The organism is Helicobacter bilis (assembly GCF_900198365.1).
Taxonomy (GTDB): domain Bacteria; phylum Campylobacterota; class Campylobacteria; order Campylobacterales; family Helicobacteraceae; genus Helicobacter_A; species Helicobacter_A bilis_B.
Window position 1 is genome coordinate 1 of sequence record NZ_FZMS01000050.1, and the last position, 20619, is coordinate 20619.

The window sequence follows — 20619 nt, forward strand, 5'->3', positions numbered from 1 at the left end:
TTTACATTGCCATGAGATAGTTTTTGTGCTTCACTTATAGCTTTATTACCGATATTGCTTAATCCATCAAGGTTAGCATTTTTAATCGTTTTTATAGCTTTCCCAGCACCTAACAAAGCAACATCAGCTACCGCACTAAGCAATAATGCTTCATTTGCCCTTTTTAATCCATAGTCTTTGTTTATAAACCCTGTTTTAATAGCATTTACATGCTCATCAACAATAGCACCACCAGCAGAGCCAACTATTCCAGCACCAAGTGCCGCAGTAGGATTTTTAGTTTTTTGATAAGTTCTACCGAAAGTTGCCATACCTGTTAAAATACCAGCAGTGATTTCATTCAAGCTATCGTGCATTCCGTGTAATATACTTTCTAAAGCACCTTCACCGCCTACCAACTCGTATAAATCACCCCTTTTTACAACAACTTCCCCCTTTTTTTGTGATTGCCACTTCATCTACATCTTTAAAATTATCATCTGTTTTTAAAATATATTCTAAATCATTGATATAGCTTTGTGCTAATTCTCTATTCTCATCAGGGTTTTTAAAGAGATTTAATACAAACCTACCATAATCATGCTGATTTTTCATTGTCATAGCTTTAGAGATTAAATCACTATTTGCAAATGCTTTATAGCAGGAGATTTATCATAAGCTTCTTTTACTTTACTTAAAGATTTTTGATAAGCTTCCCATTTGCTATCTTTATCTTTAGAATCTGCTTTTATGTAGTCTAGTAAAGCTTCTTTTGTTTCATGTCTGTATATTTTAAAAGCCTCTTCACTTACTGCTAACTGCCCTTCAGTAATCCTAAACATTCTTACAAGCTCATCAGCTTCTGCCCCACGACCAACAACCTGCAAACTAGCATTATTCTTTTGGTCTAATAGATTAATATCTCTAAGCTTTGTTTCTGTTTTATTATCACCAAACCTAGTAGTAGCCCAATCATATACCCCCTCTAACGAATCTGCTGCACTATCCCAAGTGTGAGCCTTAGCAAATAGTGCCATAGCACGCAGGGTATCTAGATACTACAAGATTCTATGCTGGTTTATTACTTTTAACTTCATCAATATTACTTGGGTATTTTTTCGTGCTGAAAATTTACAAGGGGCGGTGAATCTACTTAAGGGAATGTTTGGTGTTGTGTGGGTGGAGTTGCCTTATAATGCGAGATTAATCCCGCATTTTTTAAATGCAATACAAGGCAGAAATGATACGATTATATATCTTGTGTTAGCTTTTATTGTGTGTTTAGCTTGTAGGGATAGCATTGAATACACACAAAGATTTAAGGCAAATAAAGTAACTTTTATTATGACAATGTTTATTCTATATGTTCCTATCATAACGCTTGGTTTAAAGCCTTATGAGCCATTCTTATATTTTAACTTTTAGGAAAGAGATGAGTTATAAAAGATTTTGCTTAGGTGTAGTGCTTTTACCCATGCCTTTTTGGGATTAAATTGTATGGTGTTTAATCGTATTTAAAATCTGAATCATTTGAATGAACACAAAAAGTAGGCGTTCTCTAAGAATCTTACCTTATTGCTTAATTATAAGTATGTTGTCATAGCTCCAATAATAATGTTGCTAACAACCAGTTTGCAATATTCTCATTTTTTTGATAGCATAACGAGTTTTTAAGCCCTTTTTAGTTTCAGTAAAAGCTATATTCATAATTTTTCTTGCTTAATTTATATCTATTGCGAAGTGCTAAAAAGTCTGCTAATATTTTAAATAACTCTTAGTAGGCTATAATCTAAGGATTTTAATGCTTTTTTCATCATATATTTTTATTTTTGCCTTTTTGCCTGTGGTGTTTTGTGTGTATTTTATACTCAATCACAAAGAATTCTATAGGTCTTCTATTGTGTGGCTTACATTTGCTAGTTTATTCTTTTATTCATATTGGAATATTATTTATCTCCCACTTTTGCTTCTATCCATTAGCTTTAATTATATTATCTCTGGCTTTATACTAAAGGCTCAAAGTAAAGAATCTAACTTGCATTTACACAATGCGGGGGGGGGGGGGGTAAAACCCTTTTTTAGCAATAAAGTTTTACTCTGCATTGCCCTAATTTTTAATCTTTTACTGCTTTGCTTTTTTAAATATATGGATTTTTTCATAAATAGCACAAATCTTATTTTTCATAGCCATTTTGATTTATTACATATTGCCCTGCCTTTAGGCATTAGCTTTTTTACCATTACGCAAATTGCATTTTTGATAGATTGCTTCAATGGTATAGTTAAAGAGAGAAATCCTATTAATTACGCACTTTTTGTTACATTTTTCCCGCATCTTATTGCCGGTCCTATTTTGCATCATAAGGAGATGATGCCCCAATTTGCCGATACGAATAACAAGATTCTAAACTATAAGAATCTTGCTTTAGGACTATTTCTCTTTGCTATTGGTCTGTTTAAAAAGGTAGTGATTGCAGATAGCTTTGCAAAATGGGCGAATGCTGGATTTAGTGCAGTGGAAAATGGAGAGATTCTAAATATTTTTTCTTCATGGGTTACAAGCCTTAGCTATACATTTCAGCTTTACTTTGATTTTAGCGGATATTGTGATATGGCGGTGGGGCTTGGGCTTATGTTTAATATTAAATTACCCATTAATTTCAACTCACCTTATAAAGCATTAAATATCACTGACTTTTGGAGGAGATGGCATATCACTCTTGGGAGATTTTTAAAAGCATATTTGTATATCCCACTTGGTGGCAATCAAAATAATGCTTATAAACAAAGCAAAAACTACACTTTACTCAACAAGATTCTAACTTTAAGGAATCTTTTTATAGTAGCATTTATTAGTGGTGTGTGGCATGGAGCTGGATTTGGCTTTATTATATGGGGGACTTTGCATGGTTTAGCAATGCTTACACATAGAATCTATATGTATGTTTTGGAGCCTTTTAATGATAAATATGTAAATAAATTAGAGGTTAAACATAGTTTTAGAGAAACTAGATTCTACAAAATTCTATGCTGGTTTATCACTTTTAACTTCATCAATATTACTTGGGTGTTTTTTCGTGCTGAAAATGTAGAGGGGGCTTTAAATCTATTAAAAGGCATGTTTGGCGTTGTATGGGTGGAGTTACCTACTAAGTGGTATATGGCTTCATCTGCATTACACGACATTCAAGGGCATGATAAGACTTTGGTTTTCTTGTTGTTAGGTTTTCTTATATGCTTATGTTGTCGCAATAGTATGCAAATACTAGAAAGATTTGACAAAAGAATATATCTTTTTTCCTTCTTTGCAAGTCTTATGTTTGCTTGTGCTATGTTTTATCTACTTGTTGCAGAAAGCTTACCAGAATTTATTTATTTTAATTTTTAGGGAATGTTATGCGATATAAAAAAGCAGTATTTATTATGATTCTTTTACAACCATTTTATCTTTTATGTTTGTATTGTCTTGTATTTTTTGGGCAGATTTTCTATATGTATATAGAATATCCTCAATATACTCACCAAAAGCAGAAAACAGCACAAACGCATAATGTTGATATTGTGATAATTGGCAATTCTCGTGCAAAATCTGGTTTTATCCCAAATGAAATTAAAGATTCTAGCTCTATTAATCTTGGCGTAGGTGGTTCTAGCCCTATTGTTGGATTCTATACATTAAAACGATATCTTGAAAACAATAAACCACCAAAAGTTGTAGTTTTGTCATATTCCGCAGATTTTCTTATAGATCCCGCTGAGTATTTCTGGCAAGGTGGTGTAAAGACTAAATTTTTAGATTTTAATGAAATTTTTAGCGTTCTGGAAAAAGCTAGAGAGTTAAAAGACTGTATGCCATTTGAAAAATCTGGTGGGGGCTGTGAAAAAATAGATGTCTATAAATATTTTTTAGATTTAAGAAATTTTGGTGAAGAATTGACTACTATCAACATAACGCTAAGACGCTACAGAACCAATAAGCAAATATTGATAGAATTAGATGAAACAAAAGGACATTTCTATTATGGTAGAGAAAAAGCTGCTGATGGCAATTTTAGCGAAGTATCCCTGAAAGACTTTTCTGTCAGTCCTTTGGTGAGTTATTATCTTCATGAAATTGCCTCTCTTGCAAAGCAACATGGTATTATTGTGGCAATGTATGCAATGCCGATCAATATACATTCTTTTCAACACCTAAACCCAAGATTTTTGCAAAATTACAATAACTTTTATGATACCCTGCAAACACAATATGGAATTGTTGCGTTAAACAAACTTTATGCAATGCCAAATGAAGCATTTGGAGATCATTCTCACCTTTATGCAGGAGCAAAAGAAGTAACATGGGATATTTATGATAAACTCATCGCAAAGAATCTACTAAAACAATAGAGAAATAATTATTTGGTGTAGCTATTTTGTAAATAAAACTCAATATAAAAATAACCCCAAACCTTGCATAAAAACAAAAAATATGTAAAAATACCCTAATCTAAAAACAGAAAGGATAAAACATGTGGGAAAATCCACTTGACAATATGGAGGTTTTTGAAGGCAGCCCAGTCGATAAATGGAAAGAAGTTATTTTTAATGCTAGTCGCACACTTGCTAGTAAAGAAATAGAGCGATTATTAGAAGAATTAGCTCTATATGAAATGGCATTTGAAGCGGAAGAAAAGCCTACAAATCTTCGTGAGTTTTTCTATAATATCCATCATGATGCAGAGTTTAAGAAAAGATTCTTAGAAAAGAAAAATAGCCTAGCTATTGAATCTATGGCAAAGATTCTCAGCGAAAATGAATAGACACTATAAAGACTATATGATGGTAGTCAATATGCTATTGCCCCGTAAAAAGTATGTAAAAAGCCCTTTTATTGTATTAATAATACTATGTTGCTACACGATAAGCCATGCAAAAGGCATTATGCCGACAACAGAGCTTGACCTAGATCTGAAAAAAGATGAAGTAGTATATGCAACCATTAGTGCATCACAAGATTCCCAAAGTATGAGTGCCACAAAAAACTTTACTTTGCGTTGGACTTTGTATCGTAATCAAGGGCTTGTAGTCCTTATGCGTTATGATAACTATCCCTATCAATTTATACTTTATAAAGATTATAGACTAAATAGCTTTACACTCAATCTACTTGACCCACAAGGTGTAAATAGAAGCCCAAAGCAACCGCAATTGCGTATAACATTTATGGGCATTGATGATCCATTTAATGATGAGAAAACCATTGCACACTTAAAAATCACTGGCTTTGGAGATATGGATTTTACACGGCAGTAGATTATTGGGGTAGGAATTTGCATAAATTAAAGTGCTTTAAGGACAAGTTGATCAATATAAGCATGAAATTCTAGCTTCTAAAAACCTTTTTTAGCTCATTTTCTAGCATTTCCTTTTTGTCTGTATGCCGATTTTAAGCCACTATTCATTCGTTTTAATACCTAAAAACTCTGTAGCTTTTGTATTAATGCGGGGGGGGGGGGTATTCCTGTCTGTATATTTGCCAAAAAGTCGCACACAAAAACAGGTATATTTACTTTTAATACTGGGACTAGAACATTGCATACCAAAGCCAAAATAATATTTACCATGATCTTTAAGCTTAATCACAATCTGTTTCAGCTACCCATTTTGTATCCTTGCTTGTCTTAACAATCTCAAAGCCTTTGCTTTCTATTCGCTCTCTATGTTTTTCTATAATCGCTTCACAATAAGATTCTACAACTTTGTCTTTATTATCTTGGAATCCGGAATTCTATCATTTTTTTTGCAAGTGTAGGCAAGAGTTCTTTGCTCGTGCAAGCTTTTGTAAAAAGCGAAAAAATCTTTATTTGAATTTATTTTGGAATTTAGATTTTGCCTAGATTTTATATTGGATGTCTGCTTACACTCAATATAAAAAGCTATTTTAGAACCATTTTGCACTCCTTGCGCTCTACACCTAGCTTATTTGAATAAAAATCGCATTCTGCATCAAAGCTGAGTGGATGTGGATTTTAAGGCGTAATCCTTATAATCGAAATTGCCAAAAAACAAAGAAGCAAAAAATTAAAAGATATATGTTAGAAGTTTGTATGAGATACGACAATGAAACATTCTTGATAGTCTTACACCAAAGACAAAATTAAAGCTCAATTATAGTTGATACGCACTTGTGCAACACTAAATGCATATCACACTAAACAATGTGTATTTTGCTACAAAAACAGATATATCTAGTTCTTATCCTTATCCACAAGTTTATTTGCGCCAATCCAAGGCATCATCGCCCTTAGCCTACCACCGACTTTTTCAATTTTGTGTGCGTTTAGATTCTTTCTCTCCGCATTCATTCTGGCATACCCAGCCTTTCGCTCTAAGATAAAGTCTTTAGCAAAGCGTCCCTCTTGTATATCTGCTAGAATCTCTCTCATCGCCTTTTTAGATTCTGCATTTATCACTCTAGGACCGCTTACCATATCGCCATATTCTGCGGTATTTGAGATAGAGTATCGCATATTTGCTAAGCCCCCCTCATAGATTAAATCTACAATCAATTTTAGCTCGTGCAAACACTCAAAATACGCCATCTCTTCAGGGTATCCCGCTTCTACGAGCGTTTCAAACCCCGCTTTTACAAGGCTACTCACCCCACCGCAAAGCACAGCTTGTTCGCCAAAAAGATCTGTCTCTGTCTCATCTTTAAAAGTTGTTTCTATAATGCCACTTCTGCCCCCGCCAATCGCACTTGCATAGCTTAGGGCAATCGCTTTAGCATCACCCCTGCTTGTATCTTGCTCCACGGCGATTAGATCCGGAATTCCACCACCTTTTACAAACTCGCTTCTAACCGTGTGTCCGGGGGCTTTGGGTGCTACCATTATCACGCCCACACCTTTTGGAGCTTGAATCTGTCCAAAGTGGATATTAAAGCCGTGTCCAAAGGCGATGATTTTATCTTCACTCAAATGTGGCTTAATATCTTGTGTGAATACATCAGCTTGCAATTCATCTGGGATTAGAATCATAATCACATCAGCTTCTTTTGTTGCCGCAGCTACTTCTAGCACCCTAAAGCCTTTTGCTTCAGCCTTAGCCCAGCTAGAGCCGCCTTTATACAGCCCGATGATAACTTCCACACCTGAATCTCGTAAGTTTTCAGCGTGTGCGTGTCCCTGACTCCCAAAGCCAATCACGGCTACCTTTTTCTTTTGGATAAGTCCCAAATCGCAATCTTTATCGTAATATACTTGTAATGCCATGTTACATTCCTTTAAAATTTCATCTTAAAAAATAAAAATTGAGTATATAATATCATAAATTCACGAGAAAAGGAGACAGAATGCAACAAGAATTATGTAAATATGAATTTTTAAAAACAATTCTACTTGAAGTCATTGAAGAAAATAGCCCAGAAGTCAAAGAAACATTTCTCATGCTTTTTAATTCTCTAAGAGATAAAAATACAGATTCCACAAAGATTAAAGATCTTTTCCATGAAATCAGTGAGAGTCAGCATTTAATGGGCGTTATCAAAGCATGTTCTCTGCATAATATCATCTTAAATATCTATGAAGAGCAAGAACAAGCAAAAATCGCAAGTGTATCAAGAAGCATTGCTACTGCGTATAAGAATCTTGAAGAAGAAGGCTTTGATCGCATTGATTGTGATAGAGTGTTAGAATCTATTAGATTCTATCCTGTATTTACCGCACACCCAACAGAATCTCGCCGCCGCACATTCCTTGAAGCCCATCAAGAGATTACAAGAGAGCTGGAAAAAATAGAGCAGTTCTCATATATGCCAAGTGAGCAAATCCCCTACAAAGATAGGGAGATAGCCCAAAGTAGAGAAAGCATTAAGTATAGGTTACACCTTTTGTGGAAAAGCCATTTGGTGCGTAGTGAAAAGCTTGAAGTAATTTTTGAGCTTGATAATCTTTTATTTATCATTGAAAATAGCATTTTACCTAGTGCCTTAAGGGTGCTAAATCAAGTCTCAAATAGGCTAAATAAGCCGCTAAAAATATCCCCCATAAAGCTTGGTAGCTGGATAGGTGGCGATAGAGATGGCAATCCTTTTGTAAGTAATGAGATGATGACACGCGTTATGAAAATGCAACATGAATTAATCATACAAACCTATATAAAAGAGATTAATAAACTCATAAGAGAGCTATCATTATCGGTTGATTTTTGCACTCCAAGCAAAGAATTGCAAAAATCGTTACAAAAAGAAAAGTCTTATCTCAATCAAACTTCATTAAAGCTTCATGAAAGAGAGCCATTCCGTGCAAAGCTTAACCTCATTAAATTGAAGCTACAGAATCATTTATTAAAAGTCAATGCAGTAGGCGAAGTAGATTTTACCTATCAGAATCCAAAAGAGCTTTTAGAAGATATTGATATGCTTATTGCTTCACTAGATTCTATTGCATCAAAGCGATTAAAGAGTTTAAGAAATCTCGTGTTGCTTGGTGGATTCCATCTTATGCAGCTTGACTTTAGAGAACATAGGGATATGTATATGAATGCCGTCTCTGAAGTCTTGTGTCTTCTTGGCTATACAGATAGTGATTTTATACACAGACATGAGTCAAAAAAGATTGAGATTCTAAATAAGGTCTTAAGTGAGCCACCACTAAATCTAAATAGCATTTTATGGGAAGTAAGCTCTCAAACTCGCCATACACTCAATGCGTTTTTACGAATCTTATGGGCGAAAAAGGCAATTAGCAAGGATATTTTAAAAAGTGTGATTGTATCCATGACAACAAGGGCTAGTGATTTACTCGCTGTGCTATATCTTGCATATTGCAGTGGATTATGGCAAAAAGGCAAGGTAAAAACAACTGATAATGGTGAATGTATCATAAAAGATGGCAAGTCTGGAATCTTTATCACACCGCTATTTGAGACCATAGATGACTTAGAAAACGCACAAGAGATTCTAGAAGTGCTAAGTAAAAACGAGCATTACAGACAATATTTAAAAGATTCTGGCAACGCACAGCAAATTATGATAGGCTATTCTGATTCCAGTAAAGATGGTGGAATCTTTACTTCTAATTATTCTCTTTATAAAGCGATTTCAAACCTTGTGAAGTTAGAACAAAGACTAGGCATTCACTTTATGCTGTTTCATGGCAAAGGTGGTAGCATTAGTCGTGGTGGCGGACAGCTTGAAAGTGCACTTTTAGCATTTCCTAGAGGCAGTATCGGCACAACCTTGAAGACGACAGAGCAAGGTGAGATCATCTCATCTCGCTATCTTAATCCACGCGTAGCTATTAGAAGCTTTGCCCTCACTCTAGCAAGTCTTTTGAAAAAAGCAGTGCATGATAACTTTTGTGCGAATCTTGATCCTAACTCAAATGGTGGGGTGGAAAATACAAAGAATCTAGATTCTGATCTCGTTGATAAAAATATACAGATTAAATGCGATGTAGATCCCTATCTACCAAAGCTAGAAGAGCTTTCTAGAATCTCATATCGCACTTATAGGGATTTAGTGTATGAAACGCCAAATTTTGTAAGCTATTTTAAACACGCTACACCAATAGAATTTATACAGAATCTAAACTTAGGCTCTCGCCCTAGCAAGAGAAAAGACACACAAAGAGTAGAAGATTTGCGTGCTATCCCTTGGGTATTTGCATGGACGCAAAATAGATCTATTATCCCCGCATGGTATGGCTTAGGTAGTGCATTGAAGGGCATAGGTGATAAGCAGCTACTGCAAGATTGCTATAAAGATTCTGTATTTTTCAAAACTACGATTGATAATATCGTGCAAGGCTTCATTAAAGTCGATATGGAGATAGCAGAAATGTATAATGACTTTGTGCAAGATTTTGGCTTGAAACAAAGCATTTGGAGTAAAATCCATAATGAATATAATGAAACACTTGAGTGGCTACTCATCACGTGTAATGAAAACGAGCTTTTAGATAGCAATAAGGAAGTAAGAGAGACTATCCTTACGCGTATGCCAAACATTAAGGCTTTAAGCCTTTTACAAATCGATCTTGTAAGAAAATATAAACAAGCCCAATATGAAGACCTGCGTCATCGCCTTATGGAACAAATCCATGGCACAATCATTGGTATCGCACAAGGTATTAGAAATACGGGGTGATATAGAATCTATTTGTGAATCTAGCATTATTTTTTATTTAATATGAGCTAGATTTTTTGTTTAATTTCATTGAAAGTCGTGTTAATAAATATTGCTTTATTAGCAAATTTTATACAACTTTATTTGTTACTCAAATATTTAGATAGCATTTCTAATTGTCTCTATTATAGTTTTAAAATACTCTGGATTTGCTTTCTTTATTTTAAGGGAGAAATATCTTGGGTGATATATGCGTAGCATTATGATATTTTGTAAATCTTCATGCGTAATATATGCCATCTCTCTTTCCTTAAACATGCCAACTTTACTGAATCTAGCACCTTTTAATTGTTGCTTGATATATGTATCGTAGTCTGGACCACTTAGAAATAGTACGATATTGGGATTAATGATTTTTATTTCTTGTAATAATAGAATATTAAGTTCATTGTCTATTTGTGTTTGTAGTGCTTGTGGAAGTGATTTTTTGGGTTTATTATCATAGCAAATCTTACGCAAATTTGTCCAAAAGAAATAAGATTTTATTGAATCTTTTTTATCTATTTTGCCATTCAACTCGTTATATATGCTAGTAGCAAATCGCCAAAATTGTGCTTTATCCCACTTTGTTTTAGATTGAAAATCTTCTGTTTTCTTCATTGCAGCTATGATGGCGTTCCTAAAATTTTCATCTGTATCAACTTGTAATTGCTTTAAGAAAAAATTCCAACCATTACTCTCCTGCCCAACTATCATAATTTTTATCTTAGAATCTAAAAAGTTTTGCGTAATAGCAGGAAGATTTAAGACAATATCATTCACCACACCTTCTTTTTGTGCTATATCCTTGATCTCTTGCAACACTGCCTTTTTACATGCATACAACGATATAAGACTATTGTGTTCTTCTGGTTGTTCTTGTGTCACGGATTTCATACTAATCCTTTTGCGAATATCTCTTATTGTAGTTACTGATTGATAATCTCTTGCTAATACATAAAGTCAACAAACTTAATATAAACAATCCCTTTAACTCACCACGAAACTAACAGAATGGCACTTGCATGAGAATATTATATACTTCACACGAACAATTATGCAAACAAAGACTTCACATTATTGCAAATATTCTCAACACTAAAGCCAAAATGCTCAAATAATAAATCACCCTTGCCACTCGCCCCAAAAGATTCCATACTCAGCACGCCATCAGCAAATCTGTATAATTCTAAGCCTCTTTGAGCCTCAATAGCAAAGACTTTAGAATCTCCAAAAAGACTTAGGCTATATGCCCTACCCTGCTGCAAAAATAACTCAAAGCAAGGCATGGATACAACCTGTGTTGCAATGCCTTCATTTTCTAGCTTTTCTTGTGCTTTAATGGCTAAATGCACTTCACTCCCACTAGCAAGTAATGTAACTTTTTTCATATTGCTATTTGTCTGGGTAAAATCTGGTAGTAATAAAGAGCGTGAGATGATATATGCACCTTTTGACACATTATCTAAGGTCATAAAATCTGATTGCACCAATGGAAGATTCTGTCTTGTTAGGATAAAGCTTTGTGGTGTTTGCAAAGTAAGTGCAACCTGCCATGCTAAAGCATTCTCATTCGCATCGGCTACACGCCAATTCAATAGATTTGGCATAGCGCGTAAATGGCTTAACTGCTCTATTGGCTGATGTGTCGCTCCATCTTCACCAACACCGATAGAATCATGTGTAAAAATGTAAAAAACCTGTGCTTTCATAAGACTTGCCACACGAATGCTAGGCGATAAATAATCGCTAAACACAAAGAAAGTCGCACAAAACGGCGTAAAGATTCCATAATTTGCAAAGGCATTACTTATCGCACCCATAGCATGTTCTCGCACACCAAAGTGCATATTGTTGCCATGTGGAAAATCTTTAGAATCTTTTAATGTCGTATTATTGCTAGGGGCTAGGTCTGCACTCCCGCCGATAAAGCCCATATTTGCCTGTGCAATAGCATTTAGAATCTTGCCATTACTAGCCCTTGTAGCTATTGCGTTTTGATAAGCTAATCCTGCCCTACCCTCTTGTTTTTGCAAATCGTTTGCGTGGTTAGAATCTAAGCTATTAAACATAGGAAATGAAACATTGCTAAAATCTTTTTTTAATAGCATTTCAAGATTCTTTTCTTGTCCGCTTTTTTGCAAGGTAGTGAGCCATGCTTGATAGGCTTTCTCTCCCCTTATTGCAGTCTCTTTAAAATGTGTTCTACTCTCTTCACTTATGCGAAAAGCTTCACTACTAAAGCCCATTTGCTTCTTACTCTCAAGTATGACTTCATGTCCTAAAGGCGCACCATGCGCGTGATGACTACCCTCTAAGCCGATCGCATTTTTTGCAATTTTCGTCTTTGCTATGATTAATGTTGGCTTACATGATTGTTTTGCCTCTAAAAATGCGTTATTAATCTGCATATAGTCATGTCCGCAAATCTCTAGCACAAAGAAGCCTTGCGCCCTAAATCTCGCCCCAATATCTTCACTAAAAGCGATATTTATATCGCCTTCAATACTGATATTATTGCTATCATAGATGAGAATCAAATTATCAAGTCCATGATGTCCAGCAAGAGAGCAAGCCTCATAGCTAATGCCCTCTTCTAAGTCACCATCACCACAAAAGCAATACACCTTATGATTAATCACATCGCCACCAAGCATAGCCCTTGCGCGTTTTGCCGCCATAGCAAAACCTACTGCATTTGCCACACCCTGCCCTAATGGACCTGTCGTAATCTCTACACCATGCGTGTGTTTATATTCTGGATGACCGGGCGTTTTTGAATGGAGTTTGCGAAAATTACGCAAATCCTGCATATCTATATCATAACCCCATAAATGCAATAACGCATAAAGCAAGGCACTCGCATGTCCACCGCTAAATACTAACCTATCGCGATTAATCCAATTTGCTTCTCGCGGATAAATATTAATATGATTTGCTAACACAACAGCAATATCAGCAAGCCCCATAGGTGCACCCGGATGCCCACTATTTGCTTCTTGCACCATATCAGCACAAAGCATTCTTAACTCATTTGCGATTTGTTCATGCGTCATCTTTTTCCTTTTTCAACACAATAAATATAATTATGCAACTGATTCTACCCAATAAGACAAAAAAATAATTAAACATTAAGTCAGTATGATTAGACTACAAGCAAATCCAGCACAATCGACATATAAAAAGAGATTTAATATAGTAAAAGCAATAGAATGCAAGGGACTATTATCCACAAATCCTACATACCAATCATATTTAAATAAAGATTTTATCACCAGTAACACATGCAAACATTGCTAAAATAAAAGGGCAACCACCCCATTCATTAGCATTCAAATAATTTTATAAAAAACACAATACACTATTTCTTCATGAGATTATAAAAAAGCACACCAAATAGGGCAATGATAGCACCAACGCAAACAATCCCCATAAGCCATAAAATAAGCGGCAACACGAAACCAAGTATCTTAAAGATAATAATGGTAAGACAAATCAAAACGACAAAAATGAGACCCAATTGTAAAAACTGCATAAACGCTCCTTGTGATTATATAGGGCTGTATTCTAGTATAAAAAAGTTAATACCTTAAAGTAAAAGCTACAACTATAATATTATCATCGTTGCATGACATTGCAACGCAAAAACGCAAAATGTAAATTCCTATATTTGCTTATACGCAGATTGCCCTTGCTCATAAAAATTATTACCATCGCTATCAATGGCAACAATAGCCGGAAAATCAACAATAGTCAGTCTTGCAACTGCTTCTGGTCCAAGCTCTTCATACGCAAGGACTTCATATTTTTGAATACATTTAGAGATCAAAGCAGCAGCACCGCCAACCGCAACCATATAAACAACACCATGCTTTTTCATAGAATCAATAACTGCTTGATTACGATAGCCTTTGCCAATCATACTGCTTATGCCCTGCTCTATTATTGTAGGCGTATATTTATCCATTCTGCCACTTGTCGTAGGTCCTGCAGAGCCGATAGCATTACCGGGCTTTGCAGGGCTTGGTCCTAAATAGTAAATAGTTTGATTTACCAAATCAACTGGCAGCTTTTCGCCTCGCGCCAACGCTTCTGTAAGTGCCTTATGTGCAGCATCTCTTGCTGCAATGATAGTCCCAGATATTAATACCGTATCACCTGCTCGTAACTTCTTGCCTTCTTCTCTAGTAAATGGGGCTTGCAATCTAATTTCTGACATAATATCTCCTTAAAATAAGTTGTATTACCTACACTTTCATATCATTAATGTAAGTAATATTTGTATTGCAATGTTTGCAGTATATCTTTTTGCCTTGTTGTATCTGTGCGTGAATAGGATCTGAAATGTTATACACCTTACCGCACATGCAGCTATAAATATGTAACACGCTATCTTTTTGAATTGCCTTTGTGCTATTTAGAGTAGGATTATTTTCTGGCTTACTCTGGGCTGAATGCTCGGATTCTACAAACGCATCTTCTAATATATTGTTTTCAGATTCTAACTCTTTGTTGTCCTTCGCCCTTTTCTTTTCTAGCATTTCTTGCTGATATTCCCCGATACGCATATCTTCTTGCAATATATGCCTAACAAGCCATTGCTCAGTAATTATGGCAAGTTGTTGCTTAAAGTCATATTTCATATTTTTTATAAGCAGGGTCATCTCAGACACAATCTCTTTATGGTGTTCTCTATGCGTGTCTAATGCTGGAAATTGTATGCTTTCCATATAGGCTTCCTCATCTCTAAAATGAGTCTTCATATAGTCAAATAAAGCAACCAAAACCTGCTTAATCTCTAATGGACTTGTCTGTTTGCCAATCATACTATCTGCTATATTAGCAAGCTCAAATAGCTTTTTATGTTGCTCATCAATCATAAAGTTATGAACGCTGTATTCTTTACTCCACTTAGGTAGCACACACTATCCTTTAGAATCCAAAAATATGCATCAAGCTTCAATATCTGTAATATACTTAATAAATGTGGTGCAATCCTGACATTTTACACCATCTCCTGCCTGTATTTTTGCATGTATATCTGGCTTAATATTATAAGTCTTCCCACACAAACAGCTATACATATGCATGATACCTTTTTTTGTTTCTTGCTTTTTCCCTGAAGTCATTTCAGCTTGTTTTAACAACGCATTATCTTCACTACTCGCAGCTGGTGTTGCTGCTTTTTGCACGGATCGCTTTTCATTCATTTCTTCACAATGTTTTGCATACTCCATATCTTCTTGCAAAATATGCTTTAAAAGCCATTGCTCCATGATAATCACAAGTTGTTGTTTAAAATCATATTTCATATTTTTTACAAGATTTGTCATCTCAAACACAATCTGTTTGTGTCTTTCTTTATGTAACTCAAGAGAGGGATATTGTATGCTTTCCATATAAACTTCTTCATCTCTAAAGTGAGTTTTCATATAATCAAACAAGGCGACAAGCATTTTTTTAATCTCAGCTGGGTCAGTCTGCTTCCCAATCATATTATCCGCCATATTCGCAAGTTCAAATAGCTTTTTATGTTGCTCATCAATCAAATAATTTTTAACACTATATTTATCATTCCACTGCAACAACATTTCATTACTCCTTAACCCAAGATATTTTAGAATAACATATTTATAATCAATAATACAAACAACATTCCCAAATCATACACCATCGGCACAAAAAAAACTTTTCATAAGAGAATCTTTAATAAATGGATTTCCTTGCAACAATACATAAAGTGCATTTTATCTTTAAGTGCCATTTAAATACCCATTCTGCCTAAAACAACATCTCTATTGCAATCTAGTGCTACGCACAACACAACAAATAGATTCACAAGCTTACAACTCAACGCTATAATGCCGTGCTGCATGGCAATTCACATTAATTGCGACAGGCATACCCGCAATATGCGTTGGATACCATTCAATATTTACACCAAATGCAGTAGTATTGCCACCTAGCCCTTGCGGTCCAACACCTGTTTTATTTGCAAGCTCCAATAACTCTTCTTCTAATGCGGCATATTTTGGATGCGGATTCTTAGAATCTATTGAGCGGATAGCAGCCTTTTTTGCTAAAATCGCAGCCTTTTCCATAGTCCCACCGATACCTACACCAAGCACCATAGGCGGACACGCATTTGGTCCAGCAAGTTTAACAGCCTCTAAAAACAAACTTTTTACACCCTCAAGTCCATCTGCTGGCACAAACATTTTTAATAAACTTTTATTCTCACTGCCAAAACCCTTTGGTGCAACCGTGATTTTAATCTTATCGCCCATAACCATTTCTGTATGCAAAACCGCAGGCGAGTTATCGGTTGTATTCTTGCGTTCAAAAACAGGCTCATTGACAACAGATTTTCTCAAATAACCATCTTTATACCCGCGTCTTACCCCTTCATTTATCGCATCGCTAAATAAACCACCAACAATATGCACATCCTGCCCAATCTCTGCAAAAACCACAGTCATACCAGTGTCTTGACAGATAGGCATCATATTTGTTTGTGCGATTTCACCATTCTTTATTAATGTGCCTAAAATGTTTTTACCAATGGCAGAAGTCTCAACTTCTTGTGCTTTCTTAAAAGCATTTTTTATATCTGGTGTCTGTACGCAACAAGCTTTAATGCAAAGCTCTTTAACGGCTTCTGAGATTGTTTCACATTGTATTTCACGCATGTCTTATAGCTCCTTTTGTATTCTAAGGTTTTGGGTTTGTGTATCATTTTGGCGATTAACCATGAGATTGTTGCATTCTATCCTTTTAGAGTTTAAAAAAAGTTTAATTACACAAAAATATTTAACTTTTATTTAAAAAACTTAACCTTTCTTAACAAGATTTGCTTGTTTCTATGTTAGAATCCACGCAGTAACTTAGCACATATTAAGCAACTCCACAATATAAAATTCCATTTTAAGGGTATTAATGATTAAGAAAATTTTTATATTCACGCTTCTATGTTGTAGCACTTTTATATATGCAGAATCTAGCTCTCAAAGTCCAGCTTCTAGCCTAGATTCTGTCAGCAAGAATATTGTCGGTGGTATCGCACTGTTTGTGAATGGTGATCCGATTACGCTACATGCGATTAAACAAGTAGAAAACGCATTGCATACAGACAGACTTCGTGCCACAGATATACTTGTAACAGAGAAGCTAAAAGAAGCTGAAATTAAGCGTTTAAAAATTGAAATAAATGATATGCAGCTAGATTCACAAATAGCACAAATCGCACAGCAAAATGGCATGAATCTAGATCAATTCTATGCGGCTATTATGCGAGAGGGTATGAGCTTAGTAGAATATCGCACAAAGCTAAAAGAGCAAATGTTAGCACAAGAACTCATGCGAAAGATACTCTTTTCTAGCAATGTCGGGCAAGAAGATGAGCTGCGTAAATACTACAACGAGCATTTAGACGAGTTTGTTATCCCTAAAGAAGTTGTGGGTGTAAAATTTGTAAGTCGCGGTAAAGAGATTCTAGAATCTTTTATGCAGCAAGGCATAGATAGTGCCATACCAGATTCCATAGCACACACTGAAGAGAAGCTAGAAATAGAGAGTTTGCCAACGCAGGTAGCTGATATTTTTCTAGCAACCAACGCAAAGTCTTTTACACAGGTATTTGAATCTGATAATGGCGATTTTGTTGCATTTTATATTAAAGAAAAAATATCAAACGAACAAGTAGATTTTGAAAAAGCAAAAAACTATATCGCACAAAAACTCATAGCAAACAACCAAGAAAAGATTCTAAGCGATTATTTTGAACGCGTAAGGAGCCGTTCAAAGATTGTTTTTGTCCGCTAATGAAAATCTTTATTATCGCTATTAAGCAGGGCTTAACACCGAATTTTATTGCATATATAACGGACTAACAATCCAGCATAACCCTATCTGTTGTAATAATTTTAGGCTTGACACCCTAAAACTATCATTAGACATATACAAGCCCTACATGAAAACAAAACTAGACCTTAACACATTAACACCATGTTAAAACAAATTTTGGCAATAAGACTCCATAAAGCCACGCCGCAAACATATAAAGTCAAATTTCATATTTTAATAGATTCTATCACTCTTGCATGTTTCTACGCATATTCTATGACTTCAACGCAATACATTCAATCTCTATTTTACTACCCTTTGGCAATTCTTTAACAGCAACCGTGCTACGAGCAGGCTTATGTGAAAAATATGTGGCATAAACTTCATTAAATTGCGTAAAATACGACATATCACTAAGATACACATTTGTTTTTATTACACTCTCTAAGCTACTTCCAGCCGCTTCTAATACTGCTTTTAAGTTCTTGCAAACTTGATGTGTCTGTGCTTCTATGTCAGAATCCAAAAATTCCCCATTTGGTAACAACGGAATCTGCCCAGAAGTAAAAATCAAATTATTTGCAACAATAGCCTGCGAATATGGTCCTATCGCCTGCGGTGCATTACTTGTGCTTACAATATCAAACTTTTTCATATTGTTCCTTTCTGTGTAATCTATAAAACGCTTATTCTAACACATTTTGACAAAAAAAAGGTTGTTGCAGACAATATAACATAGCAATATAGTATTTTTTAAAATGCCTTGACTTGTGTTTTTTTTTTTTTGTAAAATCCCGCCTTAATGTGTGTATGCACAAATAAATTAATTAAAGGAAAATAATGAGAAAAATATCATTGTCTATTGTATGTAGTGCTTTAGTATGTAGTAGTGTAGCTTTGGCAAATAATCCTGCTGAAAATGCAACAGATTTAAAAGGCATGAAATCTTTTGTTGGCTTTATGGTTGGGACATCGACTGAATTTCAAACTGGTTTATGGGGTGGATTAGAGTTTAACTTTATGGATAAGCTAGGCGTTAGGGTATATGCAAACATACTTTCAACTGCTATGCCAACCAGCTCAACTACATCTAGCGTAACATCTGAAGTGAATATGACTTTTAGTGGCAATGTAGATTTAATCTGTCGTCCAACGGATAAACTCGGCATATTTATAGGTTTTGGTTTGGGGGATATGCTAATAGGTTCAACCACAACAAACATAGGCACAACGACTTCTAATGTAGAAAACTACTTTGCAATGTTTGGAAACTTTGGTGTGCAGTATAATATTAATACAAACAACATTTTAGAGGTGAGTGCTATTTTAAGCTCAAAGTTTGAATTTACAACAATACTTAACACAAAGAGAGAGCCGCTCTACGCACCAAGAGTTTCTGTTTCAGATAACATCATGATGAAATACGCCTATAGATTCTAAGCGTATCTTAGGTTGTAATAAACCTTAATAACTTAGATAAGCACCAGGGGATCTATAAAAATCAACTAGTACAATGCCCTATTTGTTTAGCACATATTTTGTAAATCATGATAGATGCATTATGAAATCATGTTTCATTTACACAGGTTATAAAGCTATTTTGGTAAAAAACCTGCATAATTTGAGAATCTTGCATATCTAGAATCTACATGCCAAAAACTTCCAAAGTTTCTAAACACTAACCATTCATATCAACATTAAGATGCAGGTTTTCAAAAGCGTTTTTGTATCGCTGTATAAAGTCTGTATGAGCGTTAAACACACGCATACCATTGAGACGATTTGCATTAATGATAAAAGGTTCTGTGCTGATATTGCCACTTTTATTTTGCATGGAATCATCAAAAATCTTTTTTTCTTGCGGGTGCAAGTTTTTTGAGTTTTTCAGCTTTTCAAGGTCTGCCAACGGATAAAGCTTTTGGACTGCTAGCATTTTCTCTGTCTCTGTCATGCCCGCCGTAGCCCTTAGCCACGCTTGATACTCTTGATCGCTCATTAACTCTAAAATAGCTAATCCATAAGTCTGCCTTTTTGTCTCAAAGCCATTAGATTCTAAGAGTTGCTCCTCATTATGCTTTGCTGCAATGCTATTTTGCGTGCTAACCTCTCGCTTGATATAGTGCGTATTGGCATTATATAAGCCTAAGTTGTTATTCAGTTTGGTATCAATCATTTTCTCGTCCTCTTTAGAAAAATATTACACAAATGCGTTGCATATTACAAGCAAAAATAATTCCTAAATTTTTAGAATTTTTTAGGCTAATAAAGGCTTTTTGTTAATACTTTAAGGGGTATAATGTGTCTGCAAATTAACATGAAAAAAGGAAAATAACATGGGAATATATGATGATGAACTCGATAACTTTGATACAGAATCTGAAATGGATGAAGATTCACTAGATTATGATGATGATTATGACATGGATATGGATTACGCACAATATGATGATGACGATTATGAAAGCCCAGATTTAGACTATGATGAAGAATAAATTTCATAAAGGATAGATATGCCAGAAGTAAAGCAAAATGGAGTAAAGATAGCCTTAGTGCAGCAAAGTTATGTGTTTGATTTAGTGAAGAGTAAATGCGATGGGAGACTAGATTCTAAATCAACAAACCACGCAAACAAAACCACAAATTCTAGC

The 20619-nt window shown here is 35.1% G+C and carries 23 protein-coding genes; 9 read left to right on the forward strand and 14 right to left on the reverse strand.

The features are described 5' to 3' along the window. The 3 genes from C6H08_RS07100 to C6H08_RS07110 form a co-directional block, all read right to left on the reverse strand. Positions 1-458 (reverse strand): hypothetical protein (locus tag C6H08_RS07100; protein WP_158656835.1); only part of this gene is annotated, 458 nt, incomplete at its 3' end. After that, positions 409-594 carry a hypothetical protein gene (locus tag C6H08_RS07105; protein WP_034580388.1) on the reverse strand — a complete coding sequence of 62 codons (186 nt, stop codon included), beginning with the start codon at positions 592-594 and terminating at the stop codon, positions 409-411. The genes C6H08_RS07105 and C6H08_RS07100, both read right to left, overlap by 50 nt. A gap of 17 nt (positions 595-611) precedes the next feature. Then, positions 612-1016: a hypothetical protein gene (locus C6H08_RS07110; RefSeq protein ID WP_034564969.1), complete on the reverse strand. Its 405-nt coding sequence runs from the start codon at positions 1014-1016 to the stop codon at positions 612-614. A gap of 106 nt (positions 1017-1122) precedes the next feature. On the opposite strand from C6H08_RS07110, the gene C6H08_RS12450 reads away from it, so the two are divergent. The 5 genes from C6H08_RS12450 to C6H08_RS07135 all read left to right on the forward strand — a co-directional run bounded on the left by C6H08_RS12450 (position 1123) and on the right by C6H08_RS07135 (position 5274). Beyond that, positions 1123-1404, forward strand: coding sequence for a hypothetical protein (locus tag C6H08_RS12450; RefSeq protein ID WP_138196238.1), 282 nt, complete (start codon positions 1123-1125; stop codon positions 1402-1404). Between the two features lie 376 nt (positions 1405-1780). Further along, positions 1781-3367 carry an MBOAT family O-acyltransferase gene (locus C6H08_RS07120; protein WP_104686149.1) on the forward strand — a complete coding sequence of 529 codons (1587 nt, stop codon included), beginning with the start codon at positions 1781-1783 and terminating at the stop codon, positions 3365-3367. A gap of 8 nt (positions 3368-3375) precedes the next feature. Beyond that, a complete protein-coding gene (locus C6H08_RS07125) occupies positions 3376-4368 on the forward strand; it encodes a hypothetical protein (protein ID WP_034580392.1) in 993 nt (330 codons plus the stop codon). Between the two features lie 122 nt (positions 4369-4490). Continuing rightward, the gene (locus C6H08_RS07130) at positions 4491-4781 is read left to right on the forward strand and encodes a DUF2018 family protein (protein WP_004088200.1); all 291 of its coding nucleotides are present in this window, start codon (positions 4491-4493) and stop codon (positions 4779-4781) included. Continuing rightward, the gene (locus C6H08_RS07135; RefSeq protein WP_034580394.1) at positions 4774-5274 is read left to right on the forward strand and encodes a hypothetical protein; all 501 of its coding nucleotides are present in this window, start codon (positions 4774-4776) and stop codon (positions 5272-5274) included. Before C6H08_RS07130 ends, C6H08_RS07135 begins: the two co-directional genes overlap by 8 nt. Before the next feature lie 141 nt (positions 5275-5415). On the opposite strand, the gene C6H08_RS07140 is transcribed toward C6H08_RS07135, so the two are convergent. Then, complete coding sequence (locus tag C6H08_RS07140; protein ID WP_104686150.1) at positions 5416-5604, reverse strand: hypothetical protein; 189 nt, start codon at positions 5602-5604, stop codon at positions 5416-5418. Between the two features lie 605 nt (positions 5605-6209). Further along, entirely contained in the window at positions 6210-7235 is a 1026-nt protein-coding gene (gene ilvC / locus C6H08_RS07145; RefSeq protein ID WP_034562583.1) for a ketol-acid reductoisomerase, read from the reverse strand. A gap of 80 nt (positions 7236-7315) precedes the next feature. On the opposite strand from ilvC, the gene C6H08_RS07150 reads away from it, so the two are divergent. Continuing rightward, positions 7316-10111 (forward strand): phosphoenolpyruvate carboxylase, encoded by a 2796-nt coding sequence (locus tag C6H08_RS07150; RefSeq protein ID WP_034562581.1) that lies wholly within the window; start codon positions 7316-7318, stop codon positions 10109-10111. Between the two features lie 138 nt (positions 10112-10249). On the opposite strand, the gene C6H08_RS07155 is transcribed toward C6H08_RS07150, so the two are convergent. From C6H08_RS07155 to C6H08_RS07180, 7 genes are all read right to left on the reverse strand, one after another. After that, positions 10250-11026, reverse strand: coding sequence for a uracil-DNA glycosylase family protein (locus C6H08_RS07155; protein WP_034562578.1), 777 nt, complete (start codon positions 11024-11026; stop codon positions 10250-10252). Between the two features lie 158 nt (positions 11027-11184). Further along, the gene (tkt, locus tag C6H08_RS07160) at positions 11185-13185 is read right to left on the reverse strand and encodes a transketolase (protein ID WP_034580101.1); all 2001 of its coding nucleotides are present in this window, start codon (positions 13183-13185) and stop codon (positions 11185-11187) included. A gap of 305 nt (positions 13186-13490) precedes the next feature. Further along, on the reverse strand, positions 13491-13664 hold the full coding sequence (locus tag C6H08_RS11300; protein WP_004087079.1) for a hypothetical protein: 174 nt from the start codon (positions 13662-13664) through the stop codon (positions 13491-13493). 129 nt (positions 13665-13793) lie between these two features. Further along, a complete protein-coding gene (locus C6H08_RS07165) occupies positions 13794-14348 on the reverse strand; it encodes a Fe-S-containing hydro-lyase (RefSeq protein WP_034562575.1) in 555 nt (184 codons plus the stop codon). Positions 14349-14376: 28 nt separating this feature from the next. Beyond that, on the reverse strand, positions 14377-15051 hold the full coding sequence (locus C6H08_RS07170) for a bacteriohemerythrin (RefSeq protein ID WP_034562574.1): 675 nt from the start codon (positions 15049-15051) through the stop codon (positions 14377-14379). Between the two features lie 30 nt (positions 15052-15081). Beyond that, positions 15082-15720, reverse strand: coding sequence for a bacteriohemerythrin (locus tag C6H08_RS07175; protein WP_034562573.1), 639 nt, complete (start codon positions 15718-15720; stop codon positions 15082-15084). A 252-nt stretch (positions 15721-15972) separates the two neighbouring features. Beyond that, the gene (locus C6H08_RS07180) at positions 15973-16818 is read right to left on the reverse strand and encodes a fumarate hydratase (RefSeq protein ID WP_034562572.1); all 846 of its coding nucleotides are present in this window, start codon (positions 16816-16818) and stop codon (positions 15973-15975) included. A gap of 247 nt (positions 16819-17065) precedes the next feature. On the opposite strand from C6H08_RS07180, the gene C6H08_RS07185 reads away from it, so the two are divergent. Next, positions 17066-17950, forward strand: coding sequence for a peptidylprolyl isomerase (locus C6H08_RS07185; RefSeq protein WP_104686151.1), 885 nt, complete (start codon positions 17066-17068; stop codon positions 17948-17950). 295 nt (positions 17951-18245) lie between these two features. Here the strand turns inward: C6H08_RS07185 and C6H08_RS07190 are convergent, their stop codons facing one another. Then, complete coding sequence (locus C6H08_RS07190) at positions 18246-18626, reverse strand: RidA family protein (protein WP_034562569.1); 381 nt, start codon at positions 18624-18626, stop codon at positions 18246-18248. Between the two features lie 185 nt (positions 18627-18811). Here C6H08_RS07190 and C6H08_RS07195 point away from each other — a divergent pair, with 185 nt between their 5' ends. Next, positions 18812-19411 (forward strand): outer membrane beta-barrel protein, encoded by a 600-nt coding sequence (locus tag C6H08_RS07195; RefSeq protein WP_034580383.1) that lies wholly within the window; start codon positions 18812-18814, stop codon positions 19409-19411. A gap of 238 nt (positions 19412-19649) precedes the next feature. On the opposite strand, the gene C6H08_RS07200 is transcribed toward C6H08_RS07195, so the two are convergent. Continuing rightward, entirely contained in the window at positions 19650-20144 is a 495-nt protein-coding gene (locus C6H08_RS07200) for a hypothetical protein (RefSeq protein ID WP_005218512.1), read from the reverse strand. A 160-nt stretch (positions 20145-20304) separates the two neighbouring features. Between C6H08_RS07200 and C6H08_RS11515 the strand changes: the two genes are divergently transcribed. After that, entirely contained in the window at positions 20305-20463 is a 159-nt protein-coding gene (locus tag C6H08_RS11515) for a hypothetical protein (protein WP_194145906.1), read from the forward strand. Positions 20464-20619: the final 156 nt, after the last annotated feature.